This window comes from Polycladidibacter stylochi, from assembly GCF_001562055.1.
GTDB classification, from domain to species: domain Bacteria; phylum Pseudomonadota; class Alphaproteobacteria; order Rhizobiales; family Stappiaceae; genus Pseudovibrio; species Pseudovibrio stylochi.
Genome location: NZ_LLWE01000025.1, coordinates 251,805 through 271,062, shown reverse-complemented (window position 1 = coordinate 271,062; position 19,258 = coordinate 251,805). Strand labels below are relative to the sequence as shown.

Annotated in this window: 15 protein-coding genes; all 15 read left to right on the top strand. The window is 52.6% G+C overall.

Annotation, left to right across the window (positions count from 1 at the left end):
* Positions 1-7 precede the first annotated feature (7 nt).
* The 15 genes from AYK67_RS10350 to ftsZ all read left to right on the top strand — a co-directional run bounded on the left by AYK67_RS10350 (position 8) and on the right by ftsZ (position 19,231).
* Entirely contained in the window at positions 8-484 is a 477-nt protein-coding gene (locus tag AYK67_RS10350) for a division/cell wall cluster transcriptional repressor MraZ (RefSeq protein WP_068086461.1), read from the top strand.
* Complete coding sequence (gene rsmH, locus AYK67_RS10345; protein ID WP_068085961.1) at positions 474-1,511, top strand: 16S rRNA (cytosine(1402)-N(4))-methyltransferase RsmH; 1,038 nt, start codon at positions 474-476, stop codon at positions 1,509-1,511. Before AYK67_RS10350 ends, rsmH begins: the two co-directional genes overlap by 11 nt.
* A 22-nt stretch (positions 1,512-1,533) precedes the next feature.
* On the top strand, positions 1,534-1,869 hold the full coding sequence (gene ftsL / locus AYK67_RS10340; RefSeq protein WP_208976265.1) for a cell division protein FtsL: 336 nt from the start codon (positions 1,534-1,536) through the stop codon (positions 1,867-1,869).
* Positions 1,870-1,877: 8 nt separating this feature from the next.
* On the top strand, positions 1,878-3,569 hold the full coding sequence (locus AYK67_RS10335) for a peptidoglycan D,D-transpeptidase FtsI family protein (RefSeq protein WP_068085955.1): 1,692 nt from the start codon (positions 1,878-1,880) through the stop codon (positions 3,567-3,569).
* A gap of 183 nt (positions 3,570-3,752) precedes the next feature.
* Entirely contained in the window at positions 3,753-6,968 is a 3,216-nt protein-coding gene (locus AYK67_RS10330; RefSeq protein ID WP_068085952.1) for a UDP-N-acetylmuramoylalanyl-D-glutamyl-2,6-diaminopimelate--D-alanyl-D-alanine ligase, read from the top strand.
* Positions 6,969-6,997: 29 nt separating this feature from the next.
* The gene (gene mraY, locus AYK67_RS10325) at positions 6,998-8,083 is read left to right on the top strand and encodes a phospho-N-acetylmuramoyl-pentapeptide-transferase (RefSeq protein WP_068085949.1); all 1,086 of its coding nucleotides are present in this window, start codon (positions 6,998-7,000) and stop codon (positions 8,081-8,083) included.
* 32 nt (positions 8,084-8,115) lie between these two features.
* The gene (gene murD, locus AYK67_RS10320) at positions 8,116-9,519 is read left to right on the top strand and encodes a UDP-N-acetylmuramoyl-L-alanine--D-glutamate ligase (RefSeq protein ID WP_068085948.1); all 1,404 of its coding nucleotides are present in this window, start codon (positions 8,116-8,118) and stop codon (positions 9,517-9,519) included.
* Entirely contained in the window at positions 9,519-10,679 is a 1,161-nt protein-coding gene (locus AYK67_RS10315) for an FtsW/RodA/SpoVE family cell cycle protein (RefSeq protein WP_068085947.1), read from the top strand. The genes murD and AYK67_RS10315 overlap by 1 nt, the downstream gene beginning before the upstream one ends.
* Before the next feature lie 19 nt (positions 10,680-10,698).
* Complete coding sequence (gene murG, locus AYK67_RS10310) at positions 10,699-11,805, top strand: undecaprenyldiphospho-muramoylpentapeptide beta-N-acetylglucosaminyltransferase (RefSeq protein WP_068085946.1); 1,107 nt, start codon at positions 10,699-10,701, stop codon at positions 11,803-11,805.
* A 13-nt stretch (positions 11,806-11,818) separates the two neighbouring features.
* Positions 11,819-13,231, top strand: coding sequence for a UDP-N-acetylmuramate--L-alanine ligase (murC, locus tag AYK67_RS10305; protein ID WP_068085945.1), 1,413 nt, complete (start codon positions 11,819-11,821; stop codon positions 13,229-13,231).
* Positions 13,231-14,190: a UDP-N-acetylmuramate dehydrogenase gene (murB, locus tag AYK67_RS10300; RefSeq protein WP_068085943.1), complete on the top strand. Its 960-nt coding sequence runs from the start codon at positions 13,231-13,233 to the stop codon at positions 14,188-14,190. The genes murC and murB overlap by 1 nt, the downstream gene beginning before the upstream one ends.
* 6 nt (positions 14,191-14,196) lie before the next feature.
* Entirely contained in the window at positions 14,197-15,120 is a 924-nt protein-coding gene (locus tag AYK67_RS10295) for a D-alanine--D-alanine ligase (RefSeq protein ID WP_068085941.1), read from the top strand.
* Positions 15,108-16,022: a cell division protein FtsQ/DivIB gene (locus tag AYK67_RS10290; RefSeq protein WP_208976264.1), complete on the top strand. Its 915-nt coding sequence runs from the start codon at positions 15,108-15,110 to the stop codon at positions 16,020-16,022. Before AYK67_RS10295 ends, AYK67_RS10290 begins: the two co-directional genes overlap by 13 nt.
* A complete protein-coding gene (gene ftsA / locus AYK67_RS10285) occupies positions 16,019-17,344 on the top strand; it encodes a cell division protein FtsA (RefSeq protein ID WP_068085938.1) in 1,326 nt (441 codons plus the stop codon). The genes AYK67_RS10290 and ftsA overlap by 4 nt, the downstream gene beginning before the upstream one ends.
* Before the next feature lie 93 nt (positions 17,345-17,437).
* Positions 17,438-19,231 carry a cell division protein FtsZ gene (gene ftsZ, locus AYK67_RS10280; RefSeq protein ID WP_068085935.1) on the top strand — a complete coding sequence of 598 codons (1,794 nt, stop codon included), beginning with the start codon at positions 17,438-17,440 and terminating at the stop codon, positions 19,229-19,231.
* The last annotated feature ends 27 nt before the right edge of the window (positions 19,232-19,258 follow it).

The following is a 19,258-nucleotide window of genomic DNA, read 5'->3' as shown; positions in this document are numbered from 1 at the left end:
GGAAAAGATGGCCGGGTTTGTCTCTCATTACACCAATAAGGTGGATGCCAAGGGGCGTGTTTCTATCCCTGCTGCTTTTCGAAGTGTACTCGCACAAGATGGTTTTGATGGTCTTTACTGTTTTCCATCGCCGTTTCAGCCTGCGATTGATGCGGGCGGGAATAAGCTGCTGGATGAGATAAGTAAGAGACTTGAAGGTTTTACACCGTTGACAGTAGAGCATGATGCTTTGTCTACGGCTTTTTTTGGTGCAAGCGAAACTTTTGGAATAGATCGAGATGGTCGCATTCAATTAAGTGAAACTCTACAAAATCATACAGGAATTGATCGTAGGGTTGTGTTTGTGGGGCAGGGCTTCAAGTTTCAAATCTGGGCTCCAGAAGCTTTTGCAAAACATCAAGATGAAGCCAAAAAGCGGGCTTTAGCTGTATTGCGTTGCCAGAATAATAATAGGGAAATGCCGGAGATGCACAATGGCAACTAATGATTTCAACAAGTCCACGCTTTGCGGTGATTTCGAGCGACACATTCCTGTTTTATTAGAACGGGTTCAGGCGGCTATGCAGGTGCAGCCCGGTGAAGTAATTATCGATGGTACTTTTGGTGCGGGCGGATATTCTGCTGCCTTTTTAGCGCAAGGGGCGCATGTGATTGGGGTCGATCGTGACCCGGATGCGATTCGTGATGGACAAAAGCTTGTTGCTCAGGCTCAAGGCAAGCTTGATTTGGTGCACGGGACATTTGAGGATTTAGAACAACATGCTGAAAACTGCGGGTTTGCGCAGGTTGATGGTGTGGTGTTTGATCTTGGTGTTTCTTCCATGCAGCTGGATCAAGCGGCGCGCGGGTTCTCATTTCGCTTTGATGGCCCGCTTGATATGCGGATGGGGCAAAGTGGCCCTAGTGCTGCCGACGTTGTAAACAAGATGGAGCGCAAGGACTTAACCCGTATTATCGGCCTGCTAGGGGAAGAAAAACGGGCGTCGAGCGTTTCGCATGCAATTTGTCAGGCACGTGAACTCAAGCCTTTTGAGACAACCTTAGAACTTGCGAAAGTTATTGAAAAAGTTGTACGCCGAAACCCGAAAAAGGCGAGCATACACCCTGCAACGCGGACGTTCCAAGCGCTACGGATTTACGTAAATAGTGAATTACATCAAGCAGCTAATGCCATGGCGGCGGCTGAGCGAGTTTTAAAACCCGGTGGCCGATTGGTTATTGTGACATTTCATAGCCTTGAGGACCGATTGGTTAAACGGTTCTTAGCTGACCGGTGTAAAACACGTGCGGGAGGTTCGCGTCATATGCCTGAACAAGCGGTTCCGCCAGCGACCTTTGAGTTTATTGTCAAAGGAAATCAGGATGCTAGCGAAGATGAGGTTGCACAAAATCCTCGTGCACGTTCGGCACGTTTGCGTGCGGGACGACGGCTGAGTTCACCGGCACGGGAGCTGGATATATTCGACTTGGGTGTGCCACATCTGGCGAGCTTCGAAGGGTTAGGGGGATAGGTATATGTTAAGGTATATCAATATGTTCCTGCTTGTTGTTGTCTTGAGTCTTGCTGCATATGTTTACAACATGAAGATGAATAACGAACACTTGGTGGAACGTATTGCGCTGTTACAGCAAGAAATTAAAAAAGAAAAAGAAGATATCCGCTTTTACAAAGCGCAATGGAGTGCTTTGAACCAGCCTTCGCGTTTGCAGGGTATTGTTGAGAGATATAATAGTTACCTGCAATTACAACCACTTACTGGTGACCAGATAACAACTTTGGACGCTCTGCCTGTGCGGCCCGTTATTATGGAGCCTGCTTCTGCACGGGCTATGGGTGGTTATGCTAGTCAATCAATGGCAATTCAATAGGGGGAAAAATGGCTTGGAATTTCTCCTTTTTTAAAAAAACAACAATTGGAAGCGGCCGGGTACGTGGGCCTGCAAAGTCGCGCATATATATATCTATGTTGTTGTTTTTACTGGCTTATGGTGCGATTGCAGGGCGTCTGGTCTGGTTGGGTTGGCAAAGTGAGCCTGACGAGGTGACTTATGTGGCCGAGACGAGGAATAATCGGGCTGCAAGACCGGATATCATTGATCGCAATGGGGAAATTCTGGCGACAGATGTGAAGAGTGCTTCACTTTATGCGGAGCCTAGAAAAATTCCGGATGCGGATGAAGTATTTGAAGGCTTAATTAGTGTATTTCCCGAGTTAAATACGCCTAAAATTGAACGGCGATTAAAAAGTAATGCCGGGTTTATATGGCTTAAACGCGAAATAAGTGTTGCCGAGCGTAATGCCGTGCATAGTTTAGGACTGCCCGGCGTTGGTTTTGTGGGCGAGAGTAAGCGCTTTTACCCTGGAGGCCATACAGCGAGCCATATTGTTGGTACCGTGAATATTGATAATCAGGGTATTTCAGGTATGGAGCGCTATATTGATACTGCTTTTTTAAGTGGTTTGCGCGAAACGGGTTTTACCAATCAGGATGTTTTGAAGCCTTTACAGCTTTCAATTGATTTGCGGGTACAACATGCAATTCGAGACGAGTTGGTGCATGCGCAAAAGCGATATAATGCCAAGGCGGCTGTTGGGATACTAACCAAGGTCGATACGGGTGAAGTGATTGCCATGAGCTCGCTGCCTGATTTTGATCCAAACGATAGAAGCCAAGCTCTTGAACCGAACAGGATGAACCGTGCCACAGCCGGTGTTTATGAAATGGGTTCTGTTTTCAAGGGATTAACGATGGCGATGGCACTTAATAGTGGCAAAGTGCATATGGAAGACAAATTTGATGCCAGTCAGCCAATTCGTGTTTCCGGTAGAACAATTAATGACTTTCATGGGCGCAGGCGCGCTTTAACTGTTCCAGAAATTTTCATCTTTTCGTCAAATATTGGAACGGCGAAAGCGATGCTTGCAACCGGTATTGCCGAGCAAAAGCATTTCCTTGGCGAACTGGGTTTGACAAAGCGTTTAAAAACAGAACTCCCCGAGGAAGCACGGCCCTTATTACCGCCCAAGTGGAACGAGCTTGCAGCTATGACTATTTCATTTGGTCATGGCCTATCGGTTAGTCCGTTACAAATGGTTATTGCCGGGGCTACACTGGTGAATGGCGGCTATTATATTCCACCTACATTTTTACCAAGAACTCCCATTGAAGCGCGGGCCGAGGCGCGGCGCGTGATTTCTAGCAAGACAAGTGATGAGCTTAGATATCTTAATCGTCTCAATGTTTTAAAGGGTTCTGGCCGTAACGCGGCAGTGGCTGGTTATGATGTTGGCGGTAAAACAGGTACGGCACAAAAAGTGGTTGACGGGAAGTATGTAGAAGGATTGTATCGAACCTCTTTCCTTTCAGCTTTCCCCATGTCCAACCCGCAATACGAGTTGCTGGTCATGTTTGACGAACCACACCCAGCGGAAGGACAGCGCAGCGCGGTTGCCGGATATAATGCAACACCAACGAGCGGTGCTATTATCCGGCGTATTGCGCCAATGCTGGGGGTTGTGCCCGATTATAACGAGGGTGCGGAAACCATACCAGTTTCGTATCAATAACGGTTCAAAATCGGTGCAATTGTGTTGCTATGTGCTCATAGCGCATGCGGATTGCTTGATCGGTGTCGCTGCTTTCAGGTAAAGCTGGGAAATGTGATAAATTTTACTGGAAAGCTCGACTTGAATCCACTTTTTACAAGCGGCTGCCATATTCAGGACTCATAGGCCGGAAATATCAATAATATGCTACTTGAAGACCTAATTATACCAGAGACCCTCGAAGGCGAGGGTACTGGCGTTGAGATAACCGGGATCACAGCTGACAGCCGTCAAGTGGAACCGGGTTTTGCATTTATCGCCCTTAAGGGGGAGAAAGTTGATGGTGCCCAATTTATTGGGCAGGCCGTTGCCAACCAAGCTGCCGCGATCATTATTGATGAAAATAATTTAAATGAAGAAGCTATCGAAGCCGCTGGCGATTGCCCTTTAATTGATGTGCGCGATGCACGGGCTTTGTTGCCGTTGATGGCTGCGAAATTACACAGTGGGCAACCCGAGACTATGGTTGCGGTGACGGGTACGTCGGGCAAAACCTCGGTTGCGGTTTTTGTGCGCGAAATATTCGAGTTTGCCGGACAACGAGCGGCCAGCCTTGGCACCATTGGCACTGTTACCAGTGATGGGCAAAGCTATGGCGGTTTGACAACGCCCGATCCGGTTTCGTTGCATAAAGACTTAAGTGCTCTTGCAGGAGACGGCATTACCCATGCGGCGATGGAGGCATCCAGCCATGGGCTAGACCAGCACCGGCTTGACGGTGTTGTGCTTAAAGCGGCTGCCTTTACCAACCTTGGCCGTGACCACATGGATTACCATAGTTCGGTTGAGGACTATTTAGCGGCAAAGTTGCGATTGTTTGGCGAAGTTTTGCCTGCAGACGGCGTTGTTGTGGTGGACCCGAGTGAACCCTACGCCGAGCGGATTGTTGAAATTGCCAAGGCGCGCGGACAGGAAATTTTTAGCGTTGGCCGCGAAGGCAATGGTATCAAGCTTATTAGCAGTGTTAGCGAAGGCTTTGTGCAGCTATTAGAGCTTGAAGTTGCTGGCGAGATGTATTTTGTGCAATTGCCGCTTGCCGGAGCGTTTCAGGTGAGCAACGCATTGCTGGCGGCTGGGCTGGCTATGGCTGTTGGTATTGCGCCTAAAACCGTGCTTGCTGCCCTTGAAGAGTTAAAGGGGGCTTCGGGCCGTTTGGAGCTTGTTGGCAAAAGCAATGGCGGGCTGATTTATATCGATTATGCGCACAAGCCGGATGCGCTTGAAAATGTACTTAAGGCGCTGCGCCCCTATGCCAGTGGCCGCCTCATTTGTGTGATGGGCTGCGGGGGCGACCGTGATACCGGCAAGCGGGCATTAATGGGCGAGATATCCTCGCGCCTTGCCGATGTGACAATTGTTACAGATGATAATCCGCGTAGTGAAGACCCTGCTGCTATTCGCCTGGAAATAATGGCTGCTGCTGTTGGTGCTATCGAAATTGGTGATCGTAGTGATGCGATTGTTAGCGCCGTTGATATGCTTGGGAAAGGTGATGTGCTGGTGGTGGCTGGTAAAGGCCACGAAACCGGGCAGATTGTAAATGGTGAGGTTTTACCGTTCTCTGACCATGAAGCTGTACAGTTTGCCATTGATTTGCAGCAACTGGATGCGCAAGAGAGTGCGGCTGAAATGGCACAAGCAGAGCATGAAAGCGCTGCGGTTGAAGCTGTTGCAGATGATAGCCCTACACAAGAGGCTGAGGACGCCGCTTTACAAAGTCCGCATGGTGATGTGGCGCATGAGGAAAAGCCTAGAGACGCCTTACCGAAAGAGAGTAGGGCTGAAAACGCAGATGCAGGCGATCGTGCAAGCGAGAGCGCTCAAGGTGATGTTGGTGAAGGTGCAAAAGCGGATGTTGTTGGGGGGCAAGCAAGCGGGGATGTGCCCGGCTTGGTGATACCAATGATTGATGTTGCGGATATACCTGTGCTGCCAGCGGGGATGCCGGTGGAAGATGCGCCCTTGTGGACTTTGGAAGAATTTGTTTTCGGGGTTGATGGGCGGATCGCGGGTACACCGGCGGCTGCGATCACCGGCATTTCGATTGATAGCCGTGATATCAAGCAGGGTGAAGCCTATTTTGCCATTTTGGGTGATGTGCATGATGGCCATGCGTTTGCAGGGGCGGCGTTGGAAAATGGCGCTGCATTGGCGGTAGTTGCCGAAGAAAAACTGCCCGAATTGCCCGAAAATGGTGCTTATATCGTTGTTGAGGATGTGTTGGCGTCGCTGCGCCGTCTTGGTGTTTGTGCGCGTGCACGCTCGAAAGCGCGCATTGTTGCTGTTACCGGATCGGTGGGTAAAACCAGTTCCAAAGAAGCGCTGCGTTTGGCGTTAGCTGCGAGCGGTAAGACCCATGCCTCGGTTAAGTCCTTTAATAACCATTGGGGGGTGCCGCTGAGCCTGGCGCGTTTGCCGCGTGATGCAGACTTTGGCGTGTTTGAAATTGGTATGAACCATAGTGGTGAAATTACTCCACTGGTGCAGTTGGTGAGGCCGCATTGTGCGTTGATTACCGGTGTTGAGCCGGTACATATGGCACACTTTGAAAGCATTGAAGATGTGGCACGCGCCAAGGCCGAGATTTTTTGCGGGCTGGAGCCGGGAGGTACGGCAGTACTTAACCGTGATAACAAACAGTATGACTTGCTCCGGTTCCTTGCCGTGGTTGCCAGTGTGCCCAATATTGTCAGCTATGGTTTAAAGCCGGGCGCGGATGTGTGGGCGGATAAGCTGGCACTTTTGCCAGATTGTAGTTGTTTGACTGCAAATTACCACGGGCAAGAGCTTACGTACAAAGTGGGTGCACCGGGCGAACACCACGTGATTAACTCGCTTGGCGTTTTAAGTGTTGCGGGCATACTTGGCGCAGACCTTGCGCTGGCGGCAATGGCCTTGAGTGAGCTTAAAGCACCGCGCGGGCGCGGGGCGCAGGTTGAGCTTAACCTGCCCAATGGCAAGGCTTTGCTTTTGGATGAAAGCTATAATGCCAATCCGGCAAGTATGAAGGCAGCTTTAGAGCTACAGGCAACCCTTGCACGCGAGCGCGGCGGGCGTAGCGTTGCGGTGCTGGGTGATATGCTGGAGTTGGGGCATAACAGCGAGCGTTACCACCGCGGTTTGTCGCGGGTTATTGCGCAATGTGGCACTAGCCAAGTTTACTGTGTTGGCCCTATGATGAAAGCACTTTATGAGCAATTACCCGAACATGTGCGCGGCGGGTATGCCCCTAGCGCTAAAGAAATGAAAGATCAGCTGCTTAGTGCATTGCAAAGCGATGATACACTCATGATTAAAGGGTCTTTGGGCTCTAAAATGGGTGTGCTTGTTAAAGCAATTGGAAAGCGTTTTACGTCATAACTAACCTTAGCGGTTTAAAGGACCTTTGAATGTTGTATTACCTTGGCGAGTTCGCCAACCATTTTTCTGCCCTTAACGTTTTCCGGTATATTACGTTTCGCACTGGCGGCGCGATTATGACCGCGCTGTTGTTTGTGTTTCTTTTTGGCCCCAAAATTATTGCAGCCTTACGACTGCGGCAAGGACATGGCCAGCCAATTCGGGAAGATGGCCCTGCCAGCCATTTGCTGACCAAAAAGGGCACGCCAACCATGGGGGGACTTATGATCCTCTCCGGTATGTTGATGGCGACGCTATTGTGGGCGGATTTGTCGAACCCCTATACCTGGATCGTGGTGCTGGTGACGCTGGGTTTCGGCTTGATTGGTTTTTATGACGATTATTTAAAGGTTTCAAAATCCTCGCACAAAGGGTTTGGCGGCAAGGCCCGGCTGGGGCTGGAATTTGCCATTGCCGGTGGTGCCGCTTATGCGGTGACGCTGCTGGATGGTGCGCCATTTTCGACCTCTATCGGTTTTCCTTTCTTTAAAGAGCTGACCATTAATCTGGGACTGTTTTTCGTGCCCTTTGCCGCCTTTGTTATTGTGGGAGCCGGCAATGCGGTGAACCTGACCGACGGGCTGGATGGTTTGGCCATTGTGCCGGTAATGATTGCCGCCGCTTCGTTTGCCTTGATTGCCTATTTGACCGGTAATGCGGTGTTTGCCGAATACTTGCAAATTCACTATGTGCCGGGCACTGGTGAGCTGGCTGTTATTTGCGGCGCTGTGATTGGGGCAGGGCTTGGCTTTTTGTGGTTTAATGCGCCCCCCGCCGCGATCTTTATGGGGGATACCGGCTCGCTTGCCATGGGCGGTATGCTGGGCTCGATTGCGGTTGCCACCAAGCATGAAATTGTGCTGGCGATTGTGGGCGGTTTGTTTGTGCTGGAAGCGGTTTCTGTGATTGTTCAGGTGGCTTCGTTTAAAATGACCGGCAAGCGGGTGTTTAAAATGGCACCTATTCACCATCATTTCGAGCATTTGGGATGGACCGAGTCACAAGTTGTTATTCGGTTCTGGATTATTGCTGTGGTGTTGGCGCTGGTCGGATTGGCGACATTGAAATTACGCTAAAGCGTTTGAAGTGCAGTAGGAGTTGTGTTGAGATGATCCCGGTGACGACCATGAGCGGCAAAGATGTCGCTGTTTTCGGGCTTGGGGGGTCTGGCTTGGTGACAGCCAAAGCCCTTGTGGCTGGCGGAGCACGGGTGGATGTTTGGGATGATAACCCCGAGCGAACACTGGCCGCCGAAGAAGCCGGGCTGGATGTGATTGATTTGCAAGATGCCGACTTTGGCCGCTACGAAGCGCTTGTATTGGCTCCCGGAGTGCCGCTTACCCACCCCGAACCGCACTGGAGTGTGAAAAAGGCACAGGAAAACGGTGTTGAAGTTATCGGTGATGTGGAGTTGTTTCAACGCGAGCGCGAGGCCAAATGCCCTGATGCCGCTTTTGTTGCCATTACCGGCACCAACGGGAAATCTACCAGTACGGCACTGATTTCGCATTTGTTACGCCATGCGGGGTTTGATGTGCAGATGGGCGGAAATATTGGCCGCCCTGTGCTTGATCTTGATCCTTTGAGCGAAGAGCGGGTTTATGTGGTGGAATGTTCTTCCTACCAGATTGATCTGGCACCATCACTCGCACCGGACATTGGTGTGTTGCTGAACCTCTCGCCCGATCATTTGGATCGCCACGGGGATATGGCACATTATGGCGATGTGAAGTCGCGATTGGTGCGGGCAAGCCGTTTGGCCATTGTGGGGGTGGATGATGATTACTGTGCCACCCTTTATGATCGATTGTTGGAAAATGGTGAACAGAGCGTGGATGCGATATCCTCTCGTGAACCAGTGCAAAACGGCGTTTACTACACACAGGGTACGGTGGTGGAAGCGTGCGATGGCGACGAGATTGTTATGGCCGATCTGGAGGGATGCCGCTCGTTACGCGGGGCGCATAACGGGCAAAACGCTGCGGCTGCGGTGGCTGTAACTTCGGCGCTTGGCTTGTCGCGCGGGGAAATAGCCGAAGGGCTGGAGAGTTTCCCGGGCCTTGAGCACCGTGCGCAAGTGGTGGCGCAAGCTGGACATGTGTTGTTTGTCAATGACAGCAAGGCGACCAATGCGGAAGCGAGCGCGCATGCTCTGGCCAGTTATGACCATATCTTCTGGATTGCCGGGGGGCGGCCCAAAGCGGGCGGGATAAGCTCGCTCAAGCAATATTACCCCAATATGGCAAAAGCCTATTTGATTGGCGAGGCTGCCGAGGAATTTGCGCAAAGCCTGGAAGGGCATGTGGAGACACAGATATTTGCCAGCCTTGAAAGCGCGGTGAGGGCAGCGGCGGATGATGCGCGTGCTTCCAAGCATAACGAAGCGGTGGTGCTGCTTTCGCCCGCGTGTGCCTCGTTCGATATGTTTTCCTCTTTTGAAGAGCGTGGACATGCTTTTTGCGAAGCAGCGCAAGAGGCGGCGGAAGCTATGAACATTAAAGGGGAGAAGTGATGGTATCACGCACCGATCGCAGTGCTTTTTCCGAGTGGTTGTGGACAATAGACCGGTTTATGCTAATGGGTATCTTGTTGCTCATGGGGGCTGGTATTGTGCTTTCATTGGCCGCAAGCCCTCCGGTAGCCGAACGTATTGGTGTGGAGCCATTTCACTTTGTGAAGCGACAAGCCTTTTTTCTTATTCCCAGTATTGCGCTTTTGCTCGGGGTTTCGGCCATGTCGCCACGTATGGTGCGGCGGGTGGCGCTGCTCGGGTTTATTACCGGTATAGCCCTTATGGTGGCGACGCTGTTCGGCGGCTACGAAATTAAAGGGGCGCGGCGCTGGATCAGTATGTTTGGCTATTCGTTGCAGCCTTCGGAATTTGTCAAGCCAACGCTGATAGTGCTGGTGGCATTTTTGCTGGCGGAAGCGCGTAAACGCCACGATGTGCCCGGACGGGTGATTTCTATCCTGTTATACCTCCTGGTTGTCGGGTTGTTGCTGGCTCAGCCCGACTTTGGACAAACGATGTTGATTACCTTTGTGGTGGCGGCGTTGTTCTTCTTAAACGGTTTGTCGTGGTTAGCCATTGTACCACTATCGGTATTGGGCTTGGGCGGTGTGAGTGCGGCGTTTGTGTATTTGCCGCATGTACGCTCGCGCATTATGCGGTTTTTAGACCCGTCTTCCGGTGATACCTATCAAATCGATAAGGCGATTGACAGTTTCATATCTGGTGGCTGGTTTGGCCGCGGGGTTGGCGAGGGAATTGTCAAACGGATATTGCCCGATAGTCACACAGATTTTATTTTTGCTGTTGCCGCTGAGGAATACGGGATTATTGTCAGCTTATTTATTGTTGCTGCTTTCACCTTTGTGGTAATGCGCGGGCTATATATGGCGGGCCGCGAGCAAGATACTTTCAGCAGGCTAGCTGTGAGCGGACTTGTGTGTTTGTTCGGGTTGCAAAGCTGCATTAATTTAGCGGTGAATTTGAACCTTATTCCGCCAAAGGGGATGACGCTTCCATTTATTTCTTATGGGGGGTCATCGTTGTTGGCGGGCGCTTTGATGATGGGGTTTGTGTTGGCGCTGACACGCCGTCGGCCGCAACCGCGAAAAACACCAGGGGTGAGCGTGAGCCGGGTACGGCCTGCGTCCTCTGTTTCCTGAAGATTCTGCTGGAGCGTAGATGAAAACGAAAATAATGCTGTGTGCCGGGGGCACCGGAGGGCACCTTTTTCCTGCCGAAGCACTGGCAGATGAATTGACAAAGCGCGGTTATGCCATTGAGCTGATGAGCGATGAACGAGCTGATAAATATGGCAGTGCTTTTCCGGCGGATCAGATTCATATAATCAAGAGCGATACCTTGCGTGGTCGCAACCCACTAAAGCTGCTGAAAACCGCGGTGAAGCTGGGGCTTGGAACCTTGCAGGCGTGGAAAATCATGCGCACCAAAAAGCCAAAGGTACTGGTGGGATTTGGCGGATACCCAACATTTCCGCCGATGTTTGCAGCGCGGCTTGCTGGTGTGCCGACAATTTTACACGAAGCCAATGCGGTGATGGGGCGGGCCAACAAAATGTTGGCGCAAAATGTGAAAGTAATTGCCAGTAATTTTGAGCTGAAGCAGCTGGATGGTAAGTTGCGCGACAAGATGGTTGTTTGTGGCAATCCGTTACGCACCAAAGTTCTGGCCCAGTGCGGGCAAGCTTATCGTGCGCCTGGCAAAAGTGAACCGCTGCGTTTGTTGGTGTTTGGTGGCAGCCAAGGGGCGCGGGTTTTCTCGAAGCTTTTGCCGCAAGCGTTGACGCTATTGAGTGCCGAAGAGCGCCGGAATATCAAACTGGTGCAACAGTGCCGCCCTGAAGACATTGAGGCTGTGCAAGCGTGCTACGCTGAATTGGGCATTGAGGCAGAGCTGGCGAGCTTTTTTCAAGATTTACCTGCAAAGATGGCAGGAGCGCATTTGGTGGTTTCGCGCTCGGGAGCCATGACGGTGAGCGAATTGGCAGCGCTTGGCCGTCCTGCCATGCTGGTACCGCTGCCGGGGGCACTGGATAATGACCAGAAGCTGAACGCACAGGCTTTAGCGGATGCAGGCGGGGCGCTGATGGTGGAACAAAAGAACCTTGACGGGGCACAATTGGCCACACATTTGCGCCGGTTTATGCAAAGCCCAGCCGAGCTGGAGAGAATGGCCGCTGCCGCCCTTGAACAAGGGCATTTGGATGCGGTGGACCAGCTTGCCAATATTGTTGAAGATGTTGCCGGTTTACGCCGGCCTAAAAATTAAGAGGGCAAACCCTATGAAAATGCCGGTGGAACTGGGGCCAGTACATTTTGTTGGAATTGGCGGGATTGGTATGAGCGGCATTGCCGAGGTGCTGCATAATCTGGGCTACACGGTACAAGGCTCTGATATTGCCGATAATGCGAATGTGCAGCGTTTACGCGCCAAAGGCATTAAGGTGATGGTTGGCCAGCGGGCAGAGAACCTCAAAGATGCTGAAGTCTGCGTGATTTCATCGGCGATTAAAGGGGATAACCCAGAGCTTAAAGCAGCGCGTGAAGCGAAACTACCGGTGGTACGGCGCGCGGAAATGTTGGCAGAGCTAATGCGCTTCAAGCAGGCGGTGGCTATTGGGGGCACCCATGGCAAGACCACCACGACCTCTATGGTGGCGGCACTGTTGGAAGCGGGGGAGATGGACCCGACAGTCATTAACGGCGGAATTATTAATGCCTATGGCACCAATGCGCGTATGGGCGGTGGTGAGTGGATGGTGGTTGAGGCGGACGAGTCTGACGGGACTTTTGTCAAACTGCCCGCTGACATTGCCGTGGTGACCAATATTGACCCTGAGCACCTTGACCATTACGGCGATTTTGATGGCGTACGGCGAGCGTTTGCGCAGTTTGTTGAAAATGTACCGTTCTACGGTTTTGCCGTGATGTGTCTTGACCACGCTGAAGTGCAATCGTTGGTGGGGCAAATTGAAGACCGGCGCATTGTCACCTATGGGCAGAACCCACAATCGGACGTGCGGTTTTTTGATGTGCAGATGGGTAACGGCAAATCGGTGTTCTCGGTGAAAATCCGTGACCGACGTTCCGGTGATGAAGTGTTGATGGAAGATTTGATCTTGCCGATGCCGGGCTTGCACAACGTTTCCAATGCAACAGCAGCCATTGCTCTTGCGCATCAACTGGGTATCAGTGCGCAAGATATTCGCCGTGGCCTTGCGGAATTTGGCGGGGTCAAGCGGCGCTTTACCTATACAGGCCAAGGGGCGGGCATTGATGTTTATGATGATTACGCGCACCATCCGGTAGAGATTAAGGCGGTACTGCATGCGGCGCGTGAGGCGACCAATGGCAAGGTGGTGGCGGTGATGCAGCCACACAGATACTCGCGTTTGCAGTCGTTGTTTGATGATTTTTGTGCCTGTTTTAACGACGCGGACGTTGTGTTGGTATCGCCCGTTTATGCGGCGGGTGAGCAACCTATTCAAGGGGCATTGCAAGAAGACCTTGTTTCCGGCCTGAAGGCTGGCGGCCACCGCAATGCCTATGCTTTTGAAGCGCCCGAAGTTTTGGCGCAGGCTGTACTTGAGCATGCAGACGCTGGTGATACGGTTATTTGCCTTGGTGCGGGTACCGTTACACATTGGGCACAAAAGCTACCTGATGAATTGGCAGCTGTGAAGGGGAATGCATAATGAGCGTTTCTCCTGTTGAGCAGTGGCTTGGCGCACGGGCTGGCGAAATTCGAGGGCGGTTAATTCCTGGTCAACTGCTTGCGTCGGTGACTTGGTTTCGTGTTGGCGGGCCTGCGGAACTTATGTTCCAGCCGCAAGATGCCGATGATTTGGCTTTGTTCTTCCAGCTATTGCCCGCTGAGGTGCCGGTTACTGTAGTCGGGCTTGGCTCGAACCTTTTGGTGCGCGATGGCGGTATTGACGGTGTTGTTATTCGCTTGCCCATGAAGGGATTTGGGCAAGTGAGCCACCTTGGTGGAACGCGTTTATTGGCTGGAGCCAGCGTGCCTGACAAGAAGCTGGCGGAGTTTGCCGCAAAACACGCGATAGCCGGTTTCAGCTTTTTAACCGGCATACCCGGTGCGCTGGGCGGTGCGTTGCGCATGAACGCCGGGGCGCATGGCGGCGAGTTGAAGGACCTGGTGCGCAAGGTGTTTGCTGTGAACCGGCAGGGGGTGCAACTTGAGCTCTCGCTTGAGGATATGGGCTATGCCTACAGGCACAGTTCTGCCGGTGCTGATTTGATTTTTACTGGTGCCGAACTTGAGGGCACGGCGGGCGATGAGGACGACATTCGCGCGCAAATGGCCGAGGTGGTGGCACACCGCGAAAAAGCTCAGCCGATACGCGAAAAAACCGGTGGTTCGACCTTTAAAAACCCTGAAGGCACGAGTGCCTGGAAAGTGGTGGATGCGGCCGGTTGTCGTGGTTTTTGCGTGGGCGGCGCAAAAATGTCGGATTTGCACTGCAACTTTATGTTGAACACGGGCGATGCCAGTGCACATGACCTTGAAACCCTTGGGGAAAGTGTGCGTGCTAAAGCGCTGGCTGCAACCGGTATTAAGCTTGAATGGGAAATCAAACGGCTTGGCAAGTTTGTTGACGCACCGATTGAGCCATTTTTAGGAAAAGAAAGTTAGTATTCGATGGAAAAGCATGTTGCCGTACTCATGGGGGGATGGGCCAACGAGCGCCCGGTGTCTTTAAGCTCTGGTGAAGCGTGTGCAACGGCTTTGGAGGCGGCGGGCTACCGCGTGAGCCGCGTTGATGTGGGACGTGATTTGGTTGCTGTGTTGCAAGAGCTGCAGCCGGACGTGGCTTTCAACGCGTTGCATGGCCCATTTGGTGAAGATGGCTGCGTGCAGGGGGTGCTGGAGCTTTTACAAATTCCCTACACCCACTCGGGGGTGAGTGCCTCTGCCCTTGCTATGAATAAGGTAAAAGCCAAGGCGGTAATGAAAGCGGCCGGTGTACCGGTTGCCGAACATAAGGTTGTGCGGCGTGAAGAGGCGGCAACAGCCCACGTGATGACGCCGCCCTATGTGGTGAAACCGATTTGCGAAGGCTCTAGTTTCGGGGTGCTGATAGTGGGGGAAGAGCATGCCCACCCACCGCAAGAACTGACCCGAAGTGACTGGGGGTTTGCCGAAGAGTTAATGGTGGAGCGCTACATCCCAGGGCGTGAATTGACATGTGCAGTGATGGGAAACATGGCGCTGGGAGTTATTGACATTATTCCACAGGGGCAAAAATTCTATGATTTTGATAGTAAATATGCACCTGGCGGTTCACAACACGTACTTCCTGCAAAAATTTTACCCTCTGTTTACCAAGAAATACAAAAACTAAGCTTACAGGCACATCAAGCGCTCGGGTGTCGAGGAATTTCAAGAGCCGATTTCAGGTTCTTTGAAAAAGAAAACGGACTGGGTGAATTGATTTGTCTTGAGGTGAATACACAACCAGGCATGACGCCAACTTCGTTGCTGCCAGAAATTGCCGCCCATGCCGGGCACGATTTCACTAAGCTGGTAAGTTGGATCGTGGAGGACGCAAGTTGCGGAAGATAAAGGCAAAATTTAAAACGTGGCTGTTGCGCCGACGTGATTGGGGACGGCTTATCCTCCCTCGCGGCGTGTCACGTTTGCACCAGCGCCCCACTTGGGGGGTGACGGGTGTTTTTGCCTATGTACCGCGCTGGGCGGGCTCTGTGGGGGCGGTGAGCTTCCTTGGAGCTGCTGCTATTTATGGCATCGTTTTGGGTGGTCATGGGCGGATTGTTGCCGAATCACTTACCACCGCACTGGGATTTTCGATTAATTCCATCGAAATTGACGGATTAAAGCAAGTTGCCGAATTTCAGGTTCTTGAAACTTTGGAAATGGGCGAAAAACCCTCTTTGGTCATGTTTGATGCCGAAGCTGCACGCGCGCGTATTCAAAAACTCAACTGGGTGCGGGATGCCAGTATTCAAAAGCTTTATCCCGGTACGCTGAAAATCGATATCGCCGAGCAAAAGCCCTATGCCTTGTGGCAGCGGGGCGATATTGTTTCGGTTATCAATCGCGATGGCGCGGTTATCACCGATCAGGTGGATGGGCGATATGCCAATTTGTTGCGGGTGGTGAACCACGGGGCGCAGTTCCGAGCTAGCGAGATTATGCAGGCACTTGCCGATTACCCCGAGTTACGCGGGCGGGTGCGGGCGGCGAACCTGCGCTCTGAACGGCGCTGGGATTTGAATTTGGAAAACGGAATTGTGGTGCGTTTGCCTGAAAACGGGCTGGCGCACGCGCTTTCTGAGCTGGTGAAGATGGACCGGCAAAGCGGCTTGCTAAACCGGGACATTGTTGCGGTGGATTTGCGGCTTAAGGACCGTGTTGTTGTGCGCCTTTCGAAAGAAGCCGCCATACGGCGGCGGGCGGCCCTTGAAAAAAGAAGAAAAAATGGACATCAGGGGGCAGAGACATGAGTGAACCGCGCAACGTTATCTTTTTACCGCGGCGGATGCGACCGCTGCATGCGCGGCGCTCTAGCGTGGTTTCTGTGCTCGATGTGGGCTCGACCAAAGTTTGTTGTATGATTGCCAAGCTTATACCGCAAGAGGACGGCGAGTTGATGCCCGGGCGTAGCCATGCCATTCAGATTATGGGCTATGGCTATCAGGTTTCGCGCGGGATCAAGTCTGGCGTTGTAGTGGATATGGACCTGGCCGAGCAGGCGATCCGACGGGCGGTGGACAAGGCCGAGCGCATGGCCGGGGTGATGGTTGAATCGCTTTTGGTGAATGTGAGCTGCGGGCGGTTGAACAGCGAAATTCTCTCTGCCAAGGTGAATGTTAATGGCGAGAGTGTTAGCGAGGCCGATATTCAGCGGGTTTTGGCGGCTGGTTCTGCCCATAATGCCCAAGACGGGCGGGCTGTGTTGCACGCGCTGCCGATTTCTTATGGCCTTGATGGCAGCCCGGGTATTCGCGATCCGCGCGGGATGATGGGGCGACAACTGAGCGTGGATATGCAGGTGGTGGGTGCAGAAGTGCCTCCGGTGCGTAATCTGGAGCTTTGTATCGAGCGCGGCCATTTGCAGGTGGAAGCTATGGTGGCAACGCCTTATGCTGCTGGATTATCAACCCTTGTGGGCGATGAAACCGAGCTGGGGGTTGCGTGTATCGATTTTGGCGGGGGGACAACGACCCTTTCGATCTTTTTCGGTGGCCATATGGTGCATCTGGATGCTGTGGCTGTGGGCGGAAACCACGTAACAATGGACATTGCGCGCGGACTTTCCACAAGAATGCACGAGGCAGAGCGGATTAAAACGCTGCATGGTTCGGCTTTGCCTAGCGCGGCAGATGAACAGGAAATTATGAGCGTACCGCCGGTAGATGCCGAAGGGGATTTGCCGCATCAGGTTTCTAAAGCGGATTTAACACGGGTTATCCGGCCACGTGTTGAAGAGATTTTGGAGTTGGTACGCGACCGGCTGGTGGCCTCGGGTTTTGCCGGTCGGGTTGGAAAACGTGTTGTTTTAACAGGCGGTGGCAGTCAGCTTACCGGGCTGAGTGAAACGGCAAGGCGGATTTTGGGGCGCAATGTGCGTCTTGGGCGGCCGCTTGGTATTTCGGGTTTACCATCGCAAGCCAAGGGGCCAGCCTTTTCGACGGCGGCGGGCTTGTTGATTTACCCGCAAGTTGCGCAGATTGAGCAATTTGAACCACAAGTCCACAGAACACCCTGGGGTGGTACGGGCAATTATCTTGCACGTGTTGGGCAGTGGCTTAGAGAGAGTTTCTGACTCATTAGTCAGAGTAAAGTTTCGCTGGCAACAGCGAAGGCATGAGAGGAAGAATGACATGCCCGGTTCGGGCATGTAGGTCGCGAGGACACTATGACAATTAACCTGCAGATGCCTGATATTCAGGAATTGAAGCCACGGATTACCGTTTTCGGTGTTGGTGGTGCTGGCGGGAACGCAGTCAATAACATGATTACCTGTGGTTTGCAGGGTTGTGACTTTGTTGTTGCCAATACAGATGCACAAGCGTTGGCCCTTAACCAGGCCGAGCGCGTGATACAAATGGGTGTTGCTGTTACCGAAGGTTTGGGTGCGGGATCGCAGCCGGAAGTGGGTAACGCTGCTGCCGAAGAGGTCATTGACGAGATCAACGACCATCTTTCCGGCGCTCATATGGTATTTATTACCGGCGGTATGGGCGGGGGTACCGGTACGGGTGCTGCACCTGTGATTGCCCGCGCGGCGCGTGAACAAGGTATTTTGACCGTTGGTGTGGTGACCAAGCCATTCCAATTTGAAGGTTCGCGGCGCATGCGGGTTGCTGAAGCCGGTATAGAGGAATTGCAGCGTAACGTAGATACGTTGATTGTTATTCCAAACCAGAACCTTTTCCGTGTTGCCAATGCGCAGACCACGTTTGCCGATGCGTTTGCCATGGCTGACCAGGTTTTATACTCCGGTGTGGCCTGTATTACGGACTTGATGGTCAAGGAAGGTTTGATCAACCTCGACTTTGCGGATGTGCGCTCGATTATGCGCGGCATGGGTAAAGCGATGATGGGGACGGGTGAAGCCTCTGGCGATAACCGCGCCATGCAGGCGGCGGAAGCTGCCATTGCCAATCCACTGCTCGATGAAACCTCAATGAAAGGTGCGCAAGGGCTGCTGATTTCTATCACCGGTGGTAATGATCTGACCTTATTTGAAGTTGATGAAGCGGCCACGCGTATTCGTGAGGAAGTGGACCCTGACGCCAACATTATTTTGGGTGCAACCTTCGATGAGTCGCTCGACGGTGTTATTCGTGTTTCTGTGGTGGCAACTGGCATTGATAAAGCATTGCGTGAGGATGTCAGTCCTGCGGAAGTGCGTATGGCCGAGCTGACACAGCGGCTGCAAAGTGCAAGCGCAGCGCCAAAAGCTGATACGACCAGCATGATTGCACAGCCAGCGCCGCAAATTGAGCGGGTGCTGCAGCCTGTTGTTTCCAGTGCTGATCCTGAAGTTGAAATTGCGCCCTATCAAATGAGCGAGTTTGACCATGGCGGGATGATTGACGAGCTTGAGCCACAAGCACATGCTCCAGAAGCCGCGCCAATTCCAGAACCATTTATTCCGCCCGTTGCTGAAGAAGTGAACGTAAATACACGGATGCCGCGGGTTGAAGATTTTCCTGAAGTTGCCCAAAAGGAAATGCGTGCCGCCAGCCCGCAAACATCACCGCGGATGGCCCAGCCAGCTCTGCAGCAGGCGCAACCAATGCAACACATTGAAGAGCCGATGATGCCTGCACCTGTGATGCCAGCGCCAGCACAGCCCGAGGTGGAAGCTTTTGAAACTGCACCAGCAGGCCGTTATGACGAGCACCATGGGCATGAAGAAGAGCATAAACCTATGGGGTTGCTTCGCCGTTTGGCCGGCGGGCTTGGCCGACGTGAGGAAGAGCACTTTGAAGATAGCTTTGAGGTAGAACCTGCCCAAGCTATACCGCAAGCCGCGCCACAGGTTGCCCAGCAACCAGCAGCGCCGCAAAGCCGGCGTGCACCGACTATGAACCCGGCACAAGCCGGTGGGTTAGATACAAATGCACGTGGTGGTCAGACACAGCAGCAAGTTGAGGATGATCAGTTAGAAATTCCTGCTTTCTTGCGTCGGCAAGCCACCTAGGTATTGTTGACTCGCGTTCCTCTTTGC